The 20,198-nt window shown below is 66.2% G+C and carries 19 protein-coding genes; 10 read left to right on the top strand and 9 right to left on the bottom strand.

The genetic code is table 11. The annotated features are described in order from the left end of the window. Positions 1-120: 120 nt before the first annotated feature. Genes BLR02_RS26130 through BLR02_RS26095 form a run of 8 tightly spaced genes read right to left on the bottom strand, consistent with a single transcriptional unit; the run spans position 121 to position 9,095 of the window. Positions 121-1,167, bottom strand: a complete 1,047-nt coding sequence (locus BLR02_RS26130) for a UDP-glucuronic acid decarboxylase family protein (RefSeq protein WP_218127628.1) — start codon at positions 1,165-1,167, stop codon at positions 121-123. Then, positions 1,164-2,255, bottom strand: coding sequence for a CgeB family protein (locus BLR02_RS26125; RefSeq protein WP_245704969.1), 1,092 nt, complete (start codon positions 2,253-2,255; stop codon positions 1,164-1,166). Before BLR02_RS26125 ends, BLR02_RS26130 begins: the two co-directional genes overlap by 4 nt. 32 nt (positions 2,256-2,287) lie before the next feature. Next, entirely contained in the window at positions 2,288-3,382 is a 1,095-nt protein-coding gene (locus tag BLR02_RS26120) for a CgeB family protein (protein WP_090571355.1), read from the bottom strand. Then, positions 3,379-4,494 carry a CgeB family protein gene (locus tag BLR02_RS26115; RefSeq protein ID WP_090571353.1) on the bottom strand — a complete coding sequence of 372 codons (1,116 nt, stop codon included), beginning with the start codon at positions 4,492-4,494 and terminating at the stop codon, positions 3,379-3,381. The genes BLR02_RS26120 and BLR02_RS26115 overlap by 4 nt, the downstream gene beginning before the upstream one ends. Further along, positions 4,491-5,621 carry a glycosyltransferase family 4 protein gene (locus tag BLR02_RS26110; protein WP_245704968.1) on the bottom strand — a complete coding sequence of 377 codons (1,131 nt, stop codon included), beginning with the start codon at positions 5,619-5,621 and terminating at the stop codon, positions 4,491-4,493. Before BLR02_RS26110 ends, BLR02_RS26115 begins: the two co-directional genes overlap by 4 nt. Then, complete coding sequence (locus BLR02_RS26105; RefSeq protein WP_090571348.1) at positions 5,618-6,907, bottom strand: TIGR04295 family B12-binding domain-containing radical SAM protein; 1,290 nt, start codon at positions 6,905-6,907, stop codon at positions 5,618-5,620. Before BLR02_RS26105 ends, BLR02_RS26110 begins: the two co-directional genes overlap by 4 nt. After that, positions 6,904-7,983, bottom strand: coding sequence for an NAD-dependent epimerase/dehydratase family protein (locus BLR02_RS26100; protein WP_090571346.1), 1,080 nt, complete (start codon positions 7,981-7,983; stop codon positions 6,904-6,906). The genes BLR02_RS26105 and BLR02_RS26100 overlap by 4 nt, the downstream gene beginning before the upstream one ends. Continuing rightward, complete coding sequence (locus tag BLR02_RS26095) at positions 7,980-9,095, bottom strand: NAD-dependent epimerase/dehydratase family protein (RefSeq protein ID WP_090665217.1); 1,116 nt, start codon at positions 9,093-9,095, stop codon at positions 7,980-7,982. Before BLR02_RS26095 ends, BLR02_RS26100 begins: the two co-directional genes overlap by 4 nt. 448 nt (positions 9,096-9,543) lie before the next feature. Between BLR02_RS26095 and BLR02_RS26090 the strand changes: the two genes are divergently transcribed. From BLR02_RS26090 to BLR02_RS26050, 9 genes are all read left to right on the top strand, one after another. Next, the gene (locus BLR02_RS26090; protein WP_245704967.1) at positions 9,544-10,506 is read left to right on the top strand and encodes an inositol-3-phosphate synthase; all 963 of its coding nucleotides are present in this window, start codon (positions 9,544-9,546) and stop codon (positions 10,504-10,506) included. Between the two features lie 5 nt (positions 10,507-10,511). Next, positions 10,512-11,111: a histidine phosphatase family protein gene (locus tag BLR02_RS26085; RefSeq protein WP_090665215.1), complete on the top strand. Its 600-nt coding sequence runs from the start codon at positions 10,512-10,514 to the stop codon at positions 11,109-11,111. After that, entirely contained in the window at positions 11,108-11,872 is a 765-nt protein-coding gene (locus tag BLR02_RS26080) for a TIGR04290 family methyltransferase (protein ID WP_090665214.1), read from the top strand. Before BLR02_RS26085 ends, BLR02_RS26080 begins: the two co-directional genes overlap by 4 nt. Continuing rightward, complete coding sequence (locus BLR02_RS26075; protein WP_090665213.1) at positions 11,869-12,756, top strand: glycoside hydrolase 5 family protein; 888 nt, start codon at positions 11,869-11,871, stop codon at positions 12,754-12,756. Before BLR02_RS26080 ends, BLR02_RS26075 begins: the two co-directional genes overlap by 4 nt. Positions 12,757-12,826: 70 nt before the next feature. After that, entirely contained in the window at positions 12,827-13,918 is a 1,092-nt protein-coding gene (locus tag BLR02_RS26070; protein WP_090665212.1) for a DNA topoisomerase IB, read from the top strand. Between the two features lie 37 nt (positions 13,919-13,955). Further along, complete coding sequence (locus BLR02_RS26065) at positions 13,956-15,041, top strand: CgeB family protein (protein ID WP_090571332.1); 1,086 nt, start codon at positions 13,956-13,958, stop codon at positions 15,039-15,041. Positions 15,042-15,043: 2 nt separating this feature from the next. Next, complete coding sequence (locus tag BLR02_RS26060) at positions 15,044-15,883, top strand: nucleotidyltransferase family protein (protein ID WP_090665211.1); 840 nt, start codon at positions 15,044-15,046, stop codon at positions 15,881-15,883. Positions 15,884-15,888: 5 nt separating this feature from the next. After that, a complete protein-coding gene (locus tag BLR02_RS26055) occupies positions 15,889-16,185 on the top strand; it encodes a GNAT family N-acetyltransferase (protein ID WP_090665210.1) in 297 nt (98 codons plus the stop codon). Then, entirely contained in the window at positions 16,185-17,309 is a 1,125-nt protein-coding gene (locus BLR02_RS26050; protein ID WP_090665209.1) for a phosphopentomutase, read from the top strand. The genes BLR02_RS26055 and BLR02_RS26050 overlap by 1 nt, the downstream gene beginning before the upstream one ends. 228 nt (positions 17,310-17,537) lie before the next feature. Here BLR02_RS26050 and BLR02_RS26045 read toward each other — a convergent pair whose 3' ends face one another. Further along, complete coding sequence (locus BLR02_RS26045; protein ID WP_143018319.1) at positions 17,538-18,452, bottom strand: glycosyltransferase family protein; 915 nt, start codon at positions 18,450-18,452, stop codon at positions 17,538-17,540. A gap of 548 nt (positions 18,453-19,000) precedes the next feature. On the opposite strand from BLR02_RS26045, the gene BLR02_RS29830 reads away from it, so the two are divergent. Continuing rightward, the gene (locus BLR02_RS29830; protein ID WP_176849839.1) at positions 19,001-19,177 is read left to right on the top strand and encodes a hypothetical protein; all 177 of its coding nucleotides are present in this window, start codon (positions 19,001-19,003) and stop codon (positions 19,175-19,177) included. Positions 19,178-20,198: the final 1,021 nt, after the last annotated feature.

The following is a 20,198-nucleotide window of genomic DNA, read 5'->3' as shown; positions in this document are numbered from 1 at the left end:
GTTCGGGCTGAGCCGTGAAGACCTGCTGCCAAAGGGCGTCCTCCTGGTCACGAGAGAACGCACCACCACACCCTGGGACTGCACACCTAGTGTGCCGGGGCAGGGCAACACGCGGTTCGGCTATGAGCTTATGCCTAAGCCATTACTAAACGCATGGAGACCCGCGGGAATCTTGCCGGCGGGTGCGTTGACCACCGGGATGTGCTGCTGTTCGGACGCGAACCACGCGATGGTGGATTCCAGCCCGGTGCTGAGTGGAATGCGTGGTGACCATCCCAGAAGCTTGTTGGCGCGAGCAATACTGGGTCGGCGCCGGCGTGGATCATCCACCGGCAAGGGGCAATACACAATCGAAGAGCGCGAGCCTGTCAGGGCAATGACCTGTCCAACCAGCTTCGCAATCGTCAGCTCCGCTGGGTTACCGAGATTGATCGGGCCATCCGGGGGCGCCTCACACGCGCCAAGCCGCAGCAGTCCGTCCACCAGATCCTCGACGTAGCAGAAAGAGCGGGTCTGCGTGCCGTCACCGTAGACGGTAATCGGCCTATCACCCAACGCCTGGGTGATAGCATTGGAGACGATGCGGCCATCATCGGCTCGCATCCGCGGGCCGTAGGTGTTGAAGATCCGAGCAACACGGACATCAACGCGACCCATCCTGGCGTAGTCGAAGGTCAACGTCTCGGCAGCGCGCTTGCCCTCGTCGTAGCAGGCCCGTGGTCCGGTCGGGTTAACATTGCCCCAGTAGGTTTCGACCTGTGGATGGATTTCGGGATCGCCGTAGATCTCGCTCGTCGATGCCTGGACGAAGCGCGCTCCAACCGCCTCGGCAAGGCGGAGCAGGTTTCGCGTGCCGAGTACGCACGTCAGCAGTGTGTGCTCCGGATCTGCCTGGTAGTGCGGCGGTGAGGCGGCGCAGGCGAGATTGAACACCGTATCGATGTGAAGCCGGCCGAGGCGCGTTGGCAGCGCATTGATGACATCCGCTTCAATCAGATCGAAACGCGGCTCGCGTTGAAGATGCGCCAGGTTGCGCGCCCGCCCGGTACGGAAGTTGTCAATGCATATGACGTCGACATTCTCCGACAGCAGAAGATCGCAGAGATGCGACCCGACGAATCCCGCGCCGCCGGCAACGACGGCGATCTTGCGCTGCATCTTGCTCATGACGTCGCCTTCTCACCTGGGCCGCTGCCGGCCTGTTCCGGACTGGACGAGTAGCGGCGCAAGTATGCTTCCAGTTCCGCAGCACGGTGAGCAGCAGTGTGGTGGGAGCATACGCGTCGATGGACGGCGGCAGCCAGGGCCAACCGGCGAGACTCCGGGATTTCTAGCAGCGTCTGCAGCACGTCCTCGGATTCCCTCACAAGGATGATGTCCTCGCCCGGGACGAAGATCTCGTCGATCCCGGCCCAGATGTCGGAGAGGATGGGGGTTCCGCAGGCGCCGGCCTCGAACAGCCGGACACTCGGGCTGTAGCCTGCCCGCACCATGTCGTCGCGGGTGACGTTCAGCGTGAAGCGGCTCATGGCATAAAATTCGGAATGTGCGCCGGGAGGCACATGCTCGAGCCGTTCCACATTGTCGGGCCAGCGGATGTCCTCCGGGTATTGCGGCCCAGCGACGACGAACCGCAACTGCGGCGCCCGTCGCGCTGCTTCGAGCAGCAAACGCTCAAGCTTCGGCTGCCGGTCGGCACTGTAGGTGCCGAGATAGCTGAGGTCCCAGCGATGCGGCAGGCCAAGCGGGCGGTAGGCCTCCGCATCCACCGAACAGTACAGCACCCGCGCAGCCGGCGAGCCGTACTGGTCCATCAGGCGATCGAGCGTTGGCCCGCCGGTGAAGGAGAGGTACAGGTCGTAACCGGGGATCTGCCCGGCAGCGAGGTATTCCTCGTCGCCCCGCTCCAGCTTCGCCAGCGTCACCGGCGTATCGATGTCGTAGAAAGCGGTTATGCCCCGGGCCGTACGCTGCACCAGCGCGCTGACCGCAACACCCTCCGGTACGTAGGAACCGACGATGACCGCATCGGCATCGGCGATAGCGTCGCGCCAGCGGCCCAGCTCGGCAAGGTCGCGGTAGAATTCCAGGCGGCAGAAGCCGGGATTGCCGAGGTCGCGATGCGTCGCGTACCACGGCACCTCGCGTTCGAGAAACAGCACGTCATGGCCGCGCGCGGCGAATGCATTCAGCAGGGCGCGGTAAGTGGTTGCATGTCCGTTGCCCCAGGAGGAGGAGAGGCTGAGGCCGAGCACCACGACCCGCAGGGGTGCAGGAGCTACAGGCATCATGTGCCCACCCGAGCACGCCTGCGGAGGCTTTCCTCGCGCAGCAGGGCATCCACCTGCGCGCCGCGCCGGGCATAGGTGTGCTCGGACAGGATGCGCGCGCGGGCCGCCTCTCCGATGGCACGGGCCCGCGCAGGCGTCAGTTGCCGGACATGTTCGGCGACCTCGGCGCCGTCGCGGGCCACCAGCACCTCCTCGCCCTCCCGAAGAAAGAGCTCGAGGCCGACCCAGGCATCGGTGATCAGGCAGGCGCCGGCACCCGCCGCCTCGAAGACCCGGGTTGCCGGGGAGAAGCCGACCGCTGCCATGCTGTCGCGGGCAATGTTCAGCACCGCAAGGCCGGAGGTGTTGAAGGCGTTGTGCTCACGCGTATAGACATGCCCGATGTGCCGGACCTGCGGCGGCATGGCCTTGGTCTCCCAGCCATTGCCGCCAATCAGGAAGCGCCGCTCCGGAAGCATCGCGGCGGGGCGCAGGAAGAACTCCTCGACCCGTGCCTCACGGTCGGGCAGGCGGTTGCCGAGAAAGGACAGGTCAGCGGCGAAGCGAGGCTCGGCCGGCACGGGGTGATGGGTCTCTGGGTCGAGTGCATTGTAGACCGGCACGCAGCGGCGCGCACCGAACCCCTCATAGGCCTCGACCACCGGCGGCCCGCCGCCATAGGTCAGCACCAGGTCGAGCGCAGGCAAGATGCGGTGCAGGCAGTGGTCCGAATTGCCGCGCAGCTCGGTCAGGGTCGCCGGCGCATCGACATCCCAGAAGATACGAATGGCATGCGGCGCCGCCGCTGTCATCACGCCCTCGAGTAGCGCATCGTCGAATACCCCGACGCCGCTGGCCTTCACCACCACATCGGCCTGGTGCGCTTCGCCGATCACATCGCGCAACGCCGCCTCGGTCGCCGGGTAGACGCGCACCGCCGCCCAATCAGGCGGGTCGATGTCGCGGTGCTGTTGCCGGTCGAAGGCGTCGGGCTCGTAGAAGGTGATCTGGTGGCCGCGCCGGTGCAGGTCGCTGATCAGGCCACGATAATAGGTCGCAGCACCATTCCAGTAGGAGGACAGCAGGCTCGAGCCGTAGAACGCAATCTTCAAGAACTGGCCTCCATCGCCATGGGAACGCCTTGTAGCCCGCCGTGGATCGACAGCAACTCCGCTGCCCGATGGGCACAGGTGTGGCGCACGCGGATGGTGTCCAGCCCGCTCGCGACCAGGCTGGCGCGTAGGTCCGCATCATGACGGATGGCGGTCAGGTGGCGCGTCATCGCCGCGCTGTCGTGCGCCACAAGATAATCCTCGCCGGGGTGGAAAAGTCTTTCCGTATCCTGCCAGGGCGAGCAGATCAGCGGGATCCCGCAGGCCAGCGCCTCGAAGACCCGAATGGTCGGGATGCCAGGGAGCCGGTCGACATAGAAGCGCCGAGGAACATGCACCGTAGCGAGATGGCGTGCGAACTTCTCCGGCGCGCGTGCATTGGGCAGCCAGCCCCGGAACCGCGCTCCGTAGGCCGCAAGCGTCCTCAGTGCCTTGTCCGGGTAGCGCACGCCATGGATGTCGAGCGCCAGGGATGCGGCCTGGGCAGGGGCCAGCAGGAAGTGCTCGAGTTCCTCGCTGCGCTCGTCGTCTCCCCAATTGCCGATCCAAACCAAGCCTTCCCGCCTGGTTTCCTCGGCAGGCGGATGGAACAGCCGGGTGTCGGCTGCCTCGTGCCAGACATAAACCCGGTCGCCCCAACCCCACTGCCGATAGACCGCGGCCAACGTCTCGCCGAAGGCGAGCACGCCATCATATCCGTCGAGGTCAAAGTGCCGGATCGCGTCGGGGTCGCTGACCGCCCGATGATGGGTATCGTGGAACAGCAGGACGAAGCGGCCGCCATTGCGCCGCATCCGGCCAAGGGCTGCGACCAGCCAGGGCTCGTTCCATTCATGCACGACGACTAAGGCGGCGCCATCGACCGCTTCGGCCAGATCGGCCTCGCTGTCGTAGATATGGGCCTGCAACTCGGGATAGGCCGTGCGGAAGGCGTCAAGACCCGCCGGCCCATGGTCGCGCAATAGATTCTCCAAGCTCCAGGCTTGGGCCGGTTGCCAGGTCGCCACCTCATGGCTGCGCAGGAGAAACTCCCGCAGCACACCGCGAAGGAAATGCGCGTTGCCGTGGTTCCAGCAGGACTCCAGAGAATGAGTGAAGTAGACCAACCTCACGCTGCAACGTCCTTTTGCATCCAGTCACATTGGCCAGCAAGAAGCCGGCGGTAAGCGTCCAGCATGGCAGCAGTCTGAATCTCGACTGTGAATCGTTCTGCCCGTTCCCTTGCCGCAACGCCCAATGCGATCCTGCGTTCCCGGTCCGTCGCAATATGCTGCACCGTGGCAGCGAGGGCGGCGTTATCACCGGGCCGCACGAATTCCGCAGCCCCGTCCCAGAGCTCGCGGAAGCCGGTAATGTCCGACAGAACCAGCGCGCACCCGGCCTGCGCGGCCTCCAGAACCGCCAGGCCGAAGGGCTCATATCGGGCCGGTGAGACGAAGATGGGGCGTGTGTCCAGGATGCGGGCGAGCGCGGCATCGGAAAGCCGTCCGAGCAGCCGCAGATGCTTCAGCTTGACCTGGGCGCCATTCGGGCCGCGGGTGTCGCCAGCGGCTAGAACCGGAATCGACAGCCTGGCTGCCGCCCTGTCGAGCGTCGCAATATCTTTGCCCTCGTCCCAGAGCCGGCCGGCCGTGAAGACGACATCTGCCGGAACCGATTGCGCAGCCGCAGGGCGGGCCATCGCCTGACGTCCATTGTGAATCACCAGCGGCGGCTGCCGCAACCCGTAGGTCCGTGCCGTCGCGGCAGCGAAGGCCGCTGTCGGCGCGATCAGAAGCCTGGCCGTCGCAAGGGCTTGGCCTGTCAGCTCGGCGCGCCAGCGAAAGTCGTCCGGCAGTGGCCCGTGCCGAACCGCACCCCACCACGTCGCGACACAGGAATGGCAGGCGATGACGAGCGGTGCCGTGAAGGCGGCGCCGGCGGCCGGCGCCGGCGTGTTGAGATGCACCAGATCCGCACCAACCTCTCTCGCCAGGGCTGCCAGGGCTTGGCCCGAGGCCGCTATCTCTGCCGGCGAGTCGGCAAGCCATTCGAGCGGCAGGGCCGTTTCCAGCAGCCGTAGCCCTGGCACCGCTGCTGCGGCCGCGCGCTGGCTCGACGTTGGTGCAGGACCGAGCACCGCGAGCGTGGTCTCCACGCCATGCGGTGCCAAGCCTCGCACCAGATCAACCGCATAGGACCACACGCCACCCACCGCATCCGCCGTCATCAGCAACCGGATGCGCGGCGAAGGGCTCATCGACAACATCCAGCCTCGAGTTCGGGCAGCGGCACCACCCGGTCGTCCTGGATATCGCTCAGGGTGGAGAACTGGGCGAGGTAGTGGGTATGCGCCCGCTCCCATGCCTCGTCGTCCGGGGCGCCCCAGAGACGGCGGTAGTCCGGCGAACTCGGGTAAGGGTAGAGCGGCACGGGATCGTTGGCCCAGACACCGCCATGCCGCAGCGTCTCACGCCAAGCTGCGATCATGGCGGGATCGTCGCCCGGAGTCTTGATCAGGTTCGCTTGCACGAAAGGCACCCGGCGCTTCGCATGCAGCAGCCGCTCGGTGAGCTCCTCCGTCGACATCCGGCAGTTCTTGTCGAGCGCGGCCCGGCCTTCCGGTGTCAGGCTTTCCACCCCGGCTTCGATTGAGACGCAGCCCGCCGCGCCGAGGAGGTCGAGCATCTCCGGCTTCCAAAGGTCAAGACGGGTTTGGATGCCGAATTGCAGGTTACGGCCTACCAGAGCTTCCAACAGAGCGCGCTGCGGCAGGAAGATCTCGTCGATGAAGTAGACATAGCCGACGCCCTGGGCAATCAGCCCGTCCAACTCGTCGAGCAAAGGCGGCAGGGCGCGGCGCCGATAGGCGTCGCGGAAGTCGATCTTGGCACAAAAGGAGCAGGAATAGGGACATCCGCGGGATGCCTCGACCTCGGCGCCGGGCACCGCCGGCTGCGCGTCGAAACGATGATGATGGTGGTGATGTCGCGCGATCCAAGAATCCGGCCAGCGCAGCGCGGGCAGCGTTGCGAAGGCACCGGCATGCGGTGCACCGGTGACCCGAATCTCGCTGCCATCCCGGAAGGCGATAGCCGGCACGTGGGCGAGGTCGCCTTCGCCCGCAAGCCGGGCAACGATCTCCTCGCACTCGCCGCGGACCACCACGTCGACCCCGAGCTTGCGGAGGGCGGCCGCCGGTGTCGCCGAGCCGTGGGGGCCAACCGCGACCGTGCGGCCACCCCGGCCGTCGAGGGCCAGGAGGAACTCTCGCGGGATACGGAGTTCCGGCTGTGCGCATCGCCAGAACAGATAGCTGGGCGCCGTCGTCACGACGGTCATGTCGGGCCGGAATGCGACGACCTCGGCCACCGCCTCCGCCAGGGGCAAGGCGCAGAGATGCGCGTCCACCATCAGAACGGTATGGCCGGCAGCCTCCAGCAGCGCCTTGCTGTAGCCGAGTTCGAGCGGCAGATGCGGCTCGCGGCAGCCGAAATAGATGCTGCCATCGAAACGCCAGGGTGGATTGACCAGCGCGACCCTCATGGCAGGGCCTCCGCGGGATGCGGCGGAGGCGCCGCGGCGGCAAGGCTGTGGTTTTGCCCGCGAAGCCAGTCTGCCAGGGCGGCGAGGCCATCCTGCCAGGGTGTCGGAGGCCGCAGGCCGAGCGCCCGGGTCGCCAGGCGCGTGTCCGAGACGTAGTAGCGCTGGTCGCCAGCCCGCCAGTCGCCGTGCTGCACCTGGACCGGCGAGCCGAGCAGCGTGCCGATATGCCGTAGGACCTGCCGCAGGCTGACCGCATTGCCCGGGCCACCGCCCAGGTTGAAGGCGGCGCCGCGCACCCGGCCGATATTCCGCCACGCCGCGATATAGGCGTCGACGGCATCATCGACGAACAGAATGTCACGCACTTGGCAGCCGTCGCCGAAGACACTGACCGGCTGTCCTTGCAGGGCGCGGATCAGGAAATGCGCGACCCAGCCCTGGTCCTCGGTGCCCATCTGCCTTGGGCCGTAGATGCAGCTCATACGGAAGACGGCGGTCGGGATGCCGAAGCTTCGCGCATAGTCCAGCACATACTGGTCCGCCGCACCCTTGGAGCAGCCATAGGGAGTATGGAATTCGAGCGGCCGGTCCTCGCCGATGCCATTCAGGCGAATCTGCTGCGCCTCCGGCAAGTAGGCATCGTCCTCGAGACGCAGGGCGAGATCAGCCAGATTCCCGTACACCTTGTTGGTGCTGGCAAAGACCAGCGGCAGATCCCCCCCGGTGCGTCGCACGGCTTCGAGCAGCAGGGTGGTGCCCTGCAGGTTGGTGCGAAAGTCGTCGGCAGGATCCTCAAGGCTGGTGGTGACCGCGACCTGCGCCGCGAGGTGGAACACCGCACCAGCCTCCCCAACCGCGCGGCCGAGCTCGCCAGCCTCGCAGATATCGGCAATGACCGGAATGATGCGGCTGGCGTGCCGGTCCTGCAGCCATTCGAGATTCGCCTGGACGCCAGGGCGCCGCAATGCGTCATAGACTATGACGCTGTGGCCTTCCCTCGCCAGGCGGTCAGCCAGGTTGGCGCCGATGAACCCTGCGCCGCCGGTGATCAGGACCGGCCGACCTTTCGCCGTCACGCCACCAGCCCCCGCGCCGCGAGCTCATTCCTCGCATGGCTGACGCGATCTTCCGCCTGCTGCAAGGCGACCCATTGCGCCAGTTCGGCGAGCCCATCGACAAAGTCGCAGCGGGGCTCGAAACCAAGCACGGTGCGTGCCAAGCCGAGATCCGGGATGCAGTGGCGGATGTCGCCGGCGCGCGCCTTACCGGTGATCTCGGGCGCCATGCCGTGCTTCCCCATGGCTCCGGCAAGAAGCTGCGCCACCTCCGCGACCGTGCGGTCGACGCCGCTGGCGATGTTGAACACGCCGCCCGCAGCGGCGGGATGTTCCAGCGCCAGGACGAAAGCCTGGGCCACGTCCCCGACATGCACGAAGTCGCGTCGCTGCGCGCCATCCTCGAAGATCATCGGCGGTTGGCCGTTATGGAGGCGGGAGGCGAAGATCGCCAGCACGCCGGTATAGGGGTTCGACAGGGCCTGCCCCGGGCCATAGGCGTTCCAAAGCCTGAGCGCGACGCCCTGCATGCCATAGGCAGGCGCGAGGGTGAGCGTCATGCGCTCCTGCATGTATTTGGTGATCGCATAGACCGAGGCCAGCGCTGGCCGCTTGGCTTCCGGCGTCGGGATCGGGGTGAGTGGATGCCCGGCAGGATCCAGTGGGTCCCAGGATGCGGTGGAACTCGTGCGCGGGACACGGACGACATCCTCGTAGCGGCGCCCGTCCGCATCCCGGTAGAGGCCCTCGCCATAGATGCTCATGGAGGAGGCGACGACGACTCGGCGCACGGGCTTCTCGATCAGCGCCTGGAACAGGACGGCGGTGCCATAGTCGTTCACCGAGACGTAGCGATCGATAGCGTACATGCTCTGACCGACGCCAACCTCGGCAGCCAGATGGACCACGCTATCGACACCCTGCAGCGCACGGGTGACCGCCGCAGCATCGCGCACATCGCCGATTTGCAGCTCGGCATCGCGGCCAAGAAATCCCGGATCAGGCTGCTGGCCATGCACCTGCTCGATGAGGCTGTCCAGAATTCGCACATGGTGCCCGCGCGCGAGAAGCGCCTTGGTGAGATGCCTGCCTATGAAACCGGCGCCGCCGGTGATGAGAACACGTTCCGACAACTGGGCGCCTCCGCACGATCGTATTGCCGGCTACGGCGGCAGCACCGCAATAGCTTGGCTGGTATAGCTTGCCGCATACAACCCGGTATTGTCACCCGCTCCGGTGAGCGCCGGGATCCGACACAAAGGCGAACGCATTGTGAGTTGATTCGTACCCATGGCGGAACCGGTGTTCACCCGGATTTGTTGTCAGGTGAGTTTATAACGGTGGCGCCAATCGCAGCGTCGCGCGTTCGATCGGTGCTCATTGCGGCGGCTGTACGGTTGCATGCCACCCGGATGTGGCATTACGCCTATCCATGAGCGGCGGCGTGTCATGAGGAGATCGACCTTGGGCTCCAGATCAGTACGGGTTGGCTTGGTCGGTGTAGGCAATTGCGCGTCGTCCTTCGTTCAAGGGCTCGCTTATTATCGCGACACCGCAATGGACAGCGCGATTCCGGGGCTGATGACGCAGGAGATCGGGGGCTACCGCGTCGCGGACATCGTCATCGCCTCAGCCTTCGACATCACCGCCGCAAAGGTCGGACGCGACGTGGCGGAGGCTATTTTCGCCTCGCCCAACAACACGACCCGGTTCGCGGCGCCTCCACCCACAGGCGTGGTGGTTGAGCGCGGCAGAACCGCTGATGGTCTTGGACGGTATCTGCGCGCGGAATTGCAAGAATCCGATGGGCCGGTGACGGATGTGGCGGAGACGCTGCGCCGCACGGGGACTGAGGTGCTGGTGTCATACCTGCCGGTGGGATCGCAGCAGGCGACCGAGTGGTATGCCGAGCAGGCCCTCAAGGCTGGCTGTGCCTTCGTGAATTGCATCCCTGTCTTCATCGCGTCCAACCGCGACTGGCGCGAGCGATTCGAGGCGGCCCGATTGCCGCTGATCGGCGATGATATCAAGAGCCAGGTCGGTGCCACGATCGTGCATCGGATGTTGACCAATCTGTTCCGCGAGCGTGGCATCCAGCTCGACCGCACCTATCAATTGAATTTCGGCGGCAACTCGGACTTCCTGAACATGCTGGAGCGCGAACGTCTCGTTTCCAAGAAAATATCGAAGACGCAGTCAGTCACCAGCCAGATGGATGTGGTGCTGCCTGAGGGTGACGTGCATGTCGGCCCGAGCGACTTTGTGCCATGGTTGGGCGACCGCAAATTTGCTCATATCCGCATGGAGGGTACCGGCTTCGGCGGCGTGCCGCTGAATCTGGAGCTCAAGTTGGAGGTGTGGGACTCGCCCAACTCGGCGGGCATCGTCATCGACGCGGTGCGCTGCGCGAAGCTTGCCCTGGATCGTGGTGTCGGCGGCGCACTTGTCGGTCCTGCGAGCTACTTCATGAAGTCGCCGCCGCAGCAGTTCACCGATGCCGAAGCCCGGGAAAGGACGCTCCACTTCATCGCCGGCGAGGGCTGAGACGGGTGGCGACCACGATCTTCCTGGTCCGCCATGCCGAACACGAGCTGCTTGGCCGCGTGCTGTGCGGCAGGATGCCAGGTGTCTCGCTCGGCGAGGCCGGCCGGCAGCAGGCACTGCGACTCGGCGGCCGGCTGCAGCGGGAGGGTCTGGCGGCGCTCTACACCAGCCCGCTCGCCCGGACGCGCGAGACGGCGGCGGTGATCGGGCAGCAGTGCGGATTCGCGGCGGACATCGCTACGGAGTTTGAGGAAATCGATTTCGGGCGCTGGACCGGCGCATCTTTCGACCGGCTCAACCCGGATCCGGCTTGGCAGAGTTGGAATGCCGAGCGCGCCAGCGGACGGCCGCCGGGCGGCGAATCAATGGCCGAGGCCCAGGCCCGGGCCGTCGCAGGCGTGCGGCGAATCGAGGCGCTGCATCCTGAAGCGTCCGTTGCAATCGTCAGCCATGCCGATGTCATCAAGTCCGTCCTGGCTTGGTGCCTCGGCCTGTCGATGGACTTCCACGCGCGATTCGAGATTGGCCCCGCCTCCGTCAGCGCCATGGCGATGTGGGGCACGGGGGCGAAGGTGCTTTGGATGAATGAGGCCGTGACATCATGACTGCCATTCTCGATGCCGACGAGATCCGACGCCGGGCGACGGCGCTCGGCGAATGGTTCCACAACATCGATCTGCATGGGGTGCCGACGGCACCCAACCATTTCCTTGGGGACTACCCCACGGTGAAGTGGCGCCGCTTCGCCGACGCCGTGCCGCAGGACCTCACCGGCCTCAGCGTTCTCGATATCGGCTGCAACGGCGGGTTCTATTCACTCGAGATGAAGCGGCGTGGCGCGGCGCGGGTGCTTGGCGTCGACTCTGACAAGAGCTATCTCGCCCAGGCGCGCTTCGCCGCGGAGGTGTCCGGGCTTGACATCGAGTTTCGCGAGCTTTCGGTCTATGATGTCGGGGCGCTCGGTGAGAAATTCGACGTGGTGTTGTTCATGGGGGTGCTCTACCACCTGCGACATCCACTGCTGGCGCTCGATTTAATCCACGAGCACGTCGCCCGCGACTGCCTGGTGTTCCAATCCATGCAGCGCGGAGCCGATACGGCCGCCCCGGTGAAGGAGGACTACGACTTCTGGGACACGGCGGAGTTCGACCGGCACGATTGGCCTAAGCTCCATTTCATCGAGCACCGTTACGCGCATGACGGGACCAACTGGTGGGTGCCGAACCGCGCCTGCGTCGAGGCGATGTTGCGCAGCGCCGGCTTCGCCATCACCGCCCATCCGGAGCCAGAGGTCTATATTTGCCGGCGTGTCGACGCGCCGGCCGGCGCCGAAGCTGTCTACCCCGTCAGGGAGCGCCGGGCATGATCGAAGCGGCAATGATCTGGAATGAGCCCAACAACAAGTCCCATTGGGATCCGGAAATCGATCCTGACTGGAGCCTGTTCGCCACTATGGCGAAAGCCGCCTGCCAAGCGATTCGGTCGGTGCATCCGACCTTGCCGCGCGTGCTTGGCGGCATCTCGCCTATCGATCCGAGCTTCATTGAGAATCTGAGCGGCAAGGGTGTGCTCGAACACCTCGACGTGGTCGCGGTGCATGGCTTTCCACTGGACTGGAATCTCTGGCAGATCGGGGAATGGCCAGCAAAGATTGAGGAGATCCGGGCCGTTACCAGCCTGCCGATCTGGGTTTCCGAAGTTGGCGTGTCCTCCTTTGGGGCGGAAGAGGTCCAGGCCTGGGGGTTGAAGCGCAGCGCCGAGCTGCTGGTTGGCCAAACTCCGCGTATCCACTGGTACAGCCTGTATGACCTGCCGCGGGCCTGGGGCGCCACGACCCGGCACCGCGAGGCAGAGGGGTCCTCCTACTACCGGCATTTCTACATGGGCCTGCTGCGGGAAGACGGCACGCCGAAGCCCGCGCTCGAGGAGTTCGGCTATCACACGCCGGCCGTTGGCCTCTGCCAATGGTTCCATTTCGAGGATCCTCGGTTGGACGACGCGGTGGCCTGGATGCGGCGGCTGGGCGTTAGATACCTGCGGACCGGCCTGTCCTGGGCCGACAGCTTCCGGCCGAACGCGTTGGCCTGGTTCGACCGGCAGATGGAGGCCCTTGCGGAGTTCGACGTGACGGTCACCTTCTGCTTCACGCCGGAGCATCGCGGGATCGCGCCGCACCATACCAGCCCGCCGCTGGTCGAGGCGGAATTTGCAGAATTTTGCGCCAGCATGATCCAGCGCTATGCACGCTAGGGCGACCGCGGAACCGTGCGGCGCGGCAAGGGTTGTTATCCTGTCGGCCGTCCGGCCCGAGGCATCCATCATGGCCAAGGATAATGCCTCCTTAGCAGAGGAGGAGAACCGCATCGCAGCGCGAGAAGCAGCGTTGCGCTACGTCTCGGATGAGGCGCCGGGCATTAACCGGCGGCGCATCGGCAAGGGCTTCAGCTACCGCGCCCCGAAGGGCGGCGTAGTGCGTGACCCCAAGACTCTTCAGCGCATCCGGTCCCTGGCGATCCCGCCGGCTTGGACTCAAGTCTGGATATGTCCGCACGCTGACGGCCATATCCAGGCGACGGGGCGCGACGAGAAGGGGCGGAAGCAATACCGCTACCATCCCCGTTGGCGTGAGGCGCGGGACGCCGCGAAATTCACCCATATGGTGGAGTTCGCCCATGTCCTGCCGCGCATCCGTGCCCGGGTCGAGGCTGACCTGCGCCTTACCGGGCTGCCACGCGAGAAGGTGCTGGCGACCGTGGTCCGGCTGCTGGAGACAACCCTGATCCGCGTCGGCAACGACGACTACGCGAAGCAGAACCAGAGCTACGGCCTGACCACCCTGCATGAGGACCATGTCGAGGTCGAGCGGGGCCGGTTGCGCTTTTCCTTCAAAGGCAAGAGCGGCAAGACTTGGAACCTGCAGGTTTCGGACCGGCGCATCGCCCGCATCGTTCGCGAATGCCAGGATCTGCCGGGGCAGGAGTTGTTCCACTATGTCGATGCCGACGGCTCCGTCCGCAGTATCGACTCCGGCGACGTCAACGACTACCTGCGGGAGGCCGCGGGGAGCGAAGTCACCGCGAAGGATTTCCGTACCTGGGCGGGCACTGTCCTCGCCGCCCTCGCGCTCCAGGAATTCGAGAAGTTCGACACCCATGCTGCGGCGAAGCGCAATGTGAAGCGCGCCATCGAGCATGTGGCGAGCCGGCTCGGCAACACGCCGACGATCTGCCGCAAATGCTACGTGCATCCCGGCGTACTCGATCACTATCTCAGCGGCAGCTTGGTGCTGCAGATCAAGTCTGAGGCCCAGACGGAGCTGCGCGACGAGGTATCCTGCCTCAAGCCCGAGGAGACGGCGGTGCTTGGCCTGCTAATCGGTCGTCTAGAGCACGAGGAGCGACGCGCGGCATGAGGCGCAATGGCTGCCATCACGGTCGGACACCGGCCTGATGCGGTTTGTCGTCTTCGGCCTGACCATCACATCCTCCTGGGGCAATGGTCACGCGACCCTGTGGCGAGCCCTGTGCCGCGCCCTGGTGCGGCGTGGCCATAGCGTCGTCTTCTTCGAGCGCAACGTGCCCTATTATGCCGAGCACCGCGACCTGCACGGCATGCCGGATGTCGAGCCGGTGCTCTATGCCGATTGGGGTGAGGTGCGGCAGCGGGCGGCGCAGGCGGTGGCGGCGGCCGATGTCGCCATCGTCACCTCCTTCTGTCCCGATGGAGTCGCGGCCTCCGACCTTGTCCTCGGCTCCGCCGCGCCGGCACGGGTATTCTACGACCTCGATACGCCGGTGACGCTCGACCGGATGGCGGCCGGCGACTGGCCGGACTACCTGCCGCGGCAAGGGCTCGATGGGTTCGACCTGGTGCTGAGCTATACCGGTGGCGAGGCGCTGGTGCGGCTGCAGGCGCAACTCGGCGCGCGCCGCGTCGCCCCGCTCTATGGCAGCGTGGATCCGGACGCCCATCGGCCGGTTGCGGCGGTGGAGGGCTACCAGGCGGATCTCTCCTATCTCGGCACCTATGCGGCGGACCGACAGGAGGCGCTGGAACGCCTATTCGTGGAGCCGGCGCGGCGGCTGCCCGATCGCCGCTTCATCATCGGCGGCGCGCTCTACCCGCCGGATTTCCCCTGGGCGCAGAACATCTTCTTCGTCCGCCACATGCCGCCGCCAGAGCATCCGGCCTTCTTCTCCTCCTCGCGCCTGACGCTGAACATAACCCGCCGGGCGATGGCAGCGATGGGCTGGTGCCCTTCCGGCCGGCTGTTCGAGGCTGCGGCCTGCGGCGCGCCGATCCTGACCGATTGGTGGGAAGGTCTCGATGCCTTCTATGCGCCGGGTGCGGAGGTATTCGTCGCAGAGTCGACCGCGGACAGCCTGGCGACGCTCGGCCTGACTGATGCCGAGCTTCGCCGCGCCGCCGGACAGGCGCGGGAACGCACCCTTGAGGAACACACCTCCGACCGGCGGGCCCTCGACCTTGAAGCCGCGCTGGAGAGCATCAACGCGCCAATGGCGACAGGAGGCTGAGCATGTGGGGCATTATCCCGGCCGCAGGCATTGGGAGCCGCATCCAGCCGCTGGCCTTCTCGAAGGAGTTGCTGCCCATCGGCAGCCGGATCGAGGATGGGGTCGAACGGCCGCGGGCCGTCAGCGAGCATCTGATCGAGCGCATGATCGCCGCCGGCGTCGACAAGATCTGCTTCGTCATCGCCCCGGGCAAAAGTGACATCATCAACTATTACGGGGCGCGCATCGGCAATGCCAGCATCGCCTATGTGGTCCAGCAGGAGCCAAGCGGACTCTGCGACGCCATCTTCTGCGCCTTACCGCTGATCGGGCCGGAGGAGCCCGTCGTGATCGGGCTGCCCGATACGATCTGGTTCCCGGAAGCGGCGCTGGCGCCCCTGCCGGATGACCGCTTCTCCTTCCTGCTCTTCCCTGTGGAGCGGCCAGAGCTGTTCGACGCGGTGGTGACGGACGAGGCGGGCCGCGTCCTGGAGATCGAGGTGAAGCGGGCAGGCGCGCGGAGCCGCTGGGTCTGGGGCGCCTTCAAGATGCCAGGTCGCGTGCTGCACGAGTTGCACGCGCTGTGGCGTCAGCCCGGACGCGGCGACGAGTATATCGGCACGCTGGTCAATGTCTGGCTGGCAGCCGGTGGCGCCGCCCATGGCGTTCGCACCGGCGAGGTCTATGTGGATGTCGGCACGCTGAACGGCTACCGCGAGGCGGTCTCGCTGCTGGCCGGACGGCCTGCCCAGGCGAATTCGACGGTGGTGCCCTTCCGGGTACTGCAGCAGCGCGGCGTGCTCAATGCAGCGGCGAAGCGGCCCGACCAGTCGATAATGACCGGAGCGCTGGCGGGGAAGTAGCCGCTGTGCCGGACTTCCTGGCTTGGCAGCCTCCAGCAGCAGCACCGACTGTCGCCTGCTGGTCGTCGTGGCGCACGCCGGGGCGGGATGATTGCCGGGCCTATTTTCACCTCAGCGGCTGCGATCCACAGCTGGAGCGGGTTAGCCCTGGCATGCTGCTGGTGCGCCAGGCGGTCGAGGCGGTGACCGTCAAGGGCATGGCGCATGCCGCCTTCCTGCGAGGCCGCGGGACCTACAAGTATTTCTGGGGCGTCGAGGACTGTCCGACCTTCCGGCGCCTCGCCATACGGGGCGGCGGCTGATGCGGTGCCTACTGATCGTGCTCGACAGCGTCGGCGTGGGCCATGCGCCCGATGCCGCGGATTACGGCGACGCCGGCGCCGACACGCTCGGCCATCTCTTCGCCACGACCAGCCTCCATCTGCCAGCGCTGTGGTCGCTCGGCCTTGGGCGTATCATGGGCGTCGATGGCGCGCCATCTGCGGCGAGCTGGGGTCGGATGCGGCCACGCTCCGCCGGCAAAGACAGCACCACCGGGCATTGGGAGATCGCCGGGGTGGAACTGGCGCAGCCCTTCGCGGTGTTCGAGCATTTTCCGCTCGAGCTTGTGCAGGCGATCGAGGCCGAGGCCGGCATACGCTTCATCGGCAACCTGCCGGCGAGCGGGACGCAGATCATCGCGGAACTGGGCGGGGAGCACTGCCGCACGGGGCGGCCCATCCTTTACACCTCCGCCGATTCGGTGCTGCAGATCGCGGCGCATGAATCCGTGGTGCCGGTGGAGCGGCTGATGGAGATCTGCACCATCGCCCGCCGTCACGCCGACCGCTGGCGCATTGGCCGGGTGATCGCACGGCCCTTCACCGGACAGGAAGGCGATTTCCATCGCACCCCGCGGCGGCACGACTTCGCCATGCAGCCGCCGCCGACGATCCTCGACGCCCTGGACAGGGCCGGCCTGCCAGTGAAGGCGGTTGGCAAAACCGCCGATCTCTTTGCCGGCCGGGGAATCACCACATCCTGGCCCACTGCCTCCAACGCCGATGGCATGCGGCGGATCGAGGCCGTATGGAAAGCGACGCGGGAGGGACTGGTCTTCGCCAACCTGGTGGATTTCGACACGGAGTATGGCCACCGGCGCGACGCGCAGGGCTATGCGCGGGCGCTGGAGGAGTTCGACCGCTGGCTGGCCCGCTTCCTGCCGGCCTGCACCGGGCAGGACCTGCTGATCATCACCGCCGATCATGGCAACGACCCGACCTTTCGCGGCACCGACCATACGCGGGAGGAGGTGCCGCTGATCCTCCGCCATGCCGAGCGCCAGTCGCCGCTCGGCACCCGCGAAGGCTTCGTCGATGTGGCCGCGACGCTCGCGGGGTATTTCGGCATCGGCTCCTGGCCGGTCGGGCGTTCGCTTCTGCCATGACGGCGGATGGCCCGGTGCCACGGTACTGGCCGCCCGGCATGTCGCGCAAGCGGGGCGGGTGCTGCGCAGCGATGGCAGCTTGGTGATCCTCACTTCAGCTACCGCGAGGGTGCGGCGGACCAACGAGATATCGCGGTGCTGACGGTGCAGGCCAGCTTTGGCGTGCTGCGGAACGGGCCCCGTAAGTTGGCGCTATCGGAGGGCGCCGCTTATTGGTTGCACTTGGCTTCAAGCCGCACCGGATAACCGGCGCGCCGCAAGGGTCCGAAGCTCATCAGCCACGCGGGCGATCACCTCGCCCCATGCGCCGGAACGCCTCTGCCGGAAGAGCCGCATGCTCGGGTACCACGGGCTGTCCTCCCGCTCCTCCATCCAGCGCCAGTCGGCGTCGCGGGCGAGCAGCGTCCAGACAGGGAGGCCGAGCGCACCGGCCAAGTGGGCTGGCATGGAGTCGATGCTGATGACCAGATCGAGGTCGCGCATCACCAATGCGGCCTCGAGTATGTCGTCGGAACCGGAGAGGATGCCGAAATCGAGCGGCCGCTCCTCCAGCGCAGGGCCGCGCTGGAGGATGTGCAGCGCGACGCCAGGGATGGTCCGGAGCGGCTCGAGCAGGCCGAAGGGCACGGAGCGACGCTCGTAGTCCCAGTCGCCGGACCGCCAGACCAGTCCTACCGCAAGACCAGGGCGTGCCGGGCCGGCGTCTGCCCGCATGTCCCGGCGGGGCAGGTGCAGATAGGGGACTTGGGCGGGGAGGGTGCCGATTGTGGTGCGGAGAACATGGGGCAGCTCCATCACCTCCACATCGACGTCGTAGGCGACCTCGGGCGTGCCGTCATGCAGCGGGAGAAGGCGTCCGATCCTCGGCATCGTGCGGAGCAGCGGGATGAGCGCCGGCTGCGCCCAGACTGTCAGCTCAGATGCGCGTGCCTGGACGAGGGGCGCGAAGCGGATGAACTGAATGGTGTCGCCGAGGCCGTGATAGCAACGGAGGAGGACCCGCCGCCCGTCCACCGGCGTGCCGTCCCAGACGGCCTGCAGGTGGCGTGGGCGGCTCCAGTCCCGCACCCCGTCGCGGGCACGGAGCACAGCATCGCTGATGCCCCAGGCCTCCCCCCAGTCGCCGCGCCGCATATGGCGCATCCACACGGCTCCCGGATCGCTGCTCACCGATGACACGATCCACCCTTGTTGCTCTCGGCGTGCCGCTGCGTGCATTCCGCACCGAACTGGTGGCGGAACGCATCCTCGGGCGCGTCGGTTCCGTGCAACCTGATGCGGCATGGCGCTGCGCAGGCTGTGCTGACGCCCGATGTGGCAGCATCAGAAACCCCCCCAAAATTCTTAGGTTCAGCGAGAGCGGGATCGGTGGTTCCTGGGCCGTCCGGGAGGCATCCGACCACAACCGGGCCGCCGGGGGCCAAGCGATCCATACCTCGATGGGCAAGAATGTTGCGGCGTTGCCGCGAGAGAAGCCAACCAGGTCGAGGACGTATGGGCCACCCTGTCTGCAAGCGCTTCACGCTGCGGGAGAAACCGGCGCCGGCCGCGCATCTCCATGGTGCCAAGCCCAGGCAGGTGTGCGCTGGGCCACCGGCGGTGGAGTTGGCCGCGGGTACGAATGGGGAAGGGGATCCAGCATGGCAGCCAATCCGACACGGACATGCTCGCCATCCTCAGGGTAGCACGGCGTGGCCGTCCGCGAAGCCAAGCAGGTGCGCCGCGCGCCGCAACTGGTCTTCGAGCCGCTTTTCGGCTTCGGCGGGGTGGGCGTGTTCTCCCCAGCTTCATTCGGCCGGCACACCTGTTTCCGCAGGTGCGGGGTCGTCTCGCTCAAGCACATCGGCCGTTTCTTTGACAGGAGATGACCGCATTCGCTGGTCCCCTTCAGTTGACTCCCGCGCGATCACGGCCGAACCGCGAATAACACCACGCACCTCATTCGCTCGGCACCGGTGCTCCTGCAAAGGTGAGGCGCCCCTTTGTTCTATGCGACTGCCTTTGTTGCCGCGGCAGAGATAGCTGCAGATCTTCGCGCGATGAAGCGCTTGAGGCCGTGATCTCCCGCTTGGTCTTTCCTTCGGCAGTGCGGTGCCGGAAATGGATAAGAGCCGGTGGGTGGGTGAGGGGCGCAGGTTTCCTGTGAGGCCAATCACTGAGTGGAAGGGGCCTATAACAGAAAACCGCCCGCCGAGAAGTCCCGACAGGCGGCTCTGCACCTTTACGTATCGGCCCGGTGTCCGGCCGAGCAGGGGATCTGCCCTCGCCACGCGGCAGGCGACATGCCTGCAATGCCGAACGGAAATCGTGCCGTCCGGATCACGTTGACCGAGATAATGCAGCAGCGTTGCTGCCAGTTGCTGTGAGGTGGATCACAGCTGCTGGAAAAGGGTGAGCAAGGCTCTTGTTGGGCTCTGAGGCGGTGAAGCAGGCTTCGGTAGCGTGCCTGGAGGCGGTCCTTAATGGTGGGCGGGATAGCGGACCGGCTGGGGCGAAGCAGCCGTAGCATTATGACTGCACCGGACCTGGTCACCTGTCGGCGCTGATTGGCGGTACCAAGTGCTTCGCTCTGGTGCGCCAGCATTATTGGCCGGATGGTGGCCGCTACGCCGCCTGCGGCAGCGTAGTCCGCGATGGCTTTGCTGAGACCCAAGCCTACCGGCAGTGATATTGGCGCAAGATGTGCGCAGGACGCTTCAGCGACTTCACCGGCACGGTGCTGGCCAGACATCACCGGCCGCTGCGGATGTGTGCTGTGCCTGTACTTCATGGGACTGAACCTCTGCTCAGTCACTGAGTCTACCCCCTTAATGCCCGGACACGGTCTCGCACTTCCGCAAGGGGTAGGCGTATGACTGTGTCTATGACTGATCCTTCGCCCAAGGTGGA

Source organism: Belnapia rosea (assembly GCF_900101615.1).
Lineage (GTDB): Bacteria > Pseudomonadota > Alphaproteobacteria > Acetobacterales > Acetobacteraceae > Belnapia > Belnapia rosea.
The sequence above is the reverse complement of the archived record's forward strand: the minus strand, read 5'-3'. Positions and strand labels throughout refer to the sequence as shown.

Excerpts from the sequence above, each read along its gene's own strand:
- BLR02_RS26130 (WP_218127628.1), bottom strand. The coding sequence starts at position 1,167 with ATGAGCAAGATGCAGCGCAAGATCGCCGTCGTTGCCGGCGGCGCGGGA.
- BLR02_RS26110 (WP_245704968.1), bottom strand. The coding sequence starts at position 5,621 with ATGAGCCCTTCGCCGCGCATCCGGTTGCTGATGACGGCGGATGCGGTG.
- BLR02_RS26105 (WP_090571348.1), bottom strand. The coding sequence starts at position 6,907 with ATGAGGGTCGCGCTGGTCAATCCACCCTGGCGTTTCGATGGCAGCATC.
- BLR02_RS26090 (WP_245704967.1), top strand. The coding sequence starts at position 9,544 with ATGACGCAGGAGATCGGGGGCTACCGCGTCGCGGACATCGTCATCGCC.
- BLR02_RS26080 (WP_090665214.1), top strand. The coding sequence starts at position 11,108 with ATGACTGCCATTCTCGATGCCGACGAGATCCGACGCCGGGCGACGGCG.
- BLR02_RS26075 (WP_090665213.1), top strand. The coding sequence starts at position 11,869 with ATGATCGAAGCGGCAATGATCTGGAATGAGCCCAACAACAAGTCCCAT.
- BLR02_RS26070 (WP_090665212.1), top strand. The coding sequence starts at position 12,827 with ATGGCCAAGGATAATGCCTCCTTAGCAGAGGAGGAGAACCGCATCGCA.
- BLR02_RS26065 (WP_090571332.1), top strand. The coding sequence starts at position 13,956 with ATGCGGTTTGTCGTCTTCGGCCTGACCATCACATCCTCCTGGGGCAAT.
- BLR02_RS26060 (WP_090665211.1), top strand. The coding sequence starts at position 15,044 with ATGTGGGGCATTATCCCGGCCGCAGGCATTGGGAGCCGCATCCAGCCG.
- BLR02_RS26050 (WP_090665209.1), top strand. The coding sequence starts at position 16,185 with ATGCGGTGCCTACTGATCGTGCTCGACAGCGTCGGCGTGGGCCATGCG.
- BLR02_RS26045 (WP_143018319.1), bottom strand. The coding sequence starts at position 18,452 with ATGCGCCATATGCGGCGCGGCGACTGGGGGGAGGCCTGGGGCATCAGC.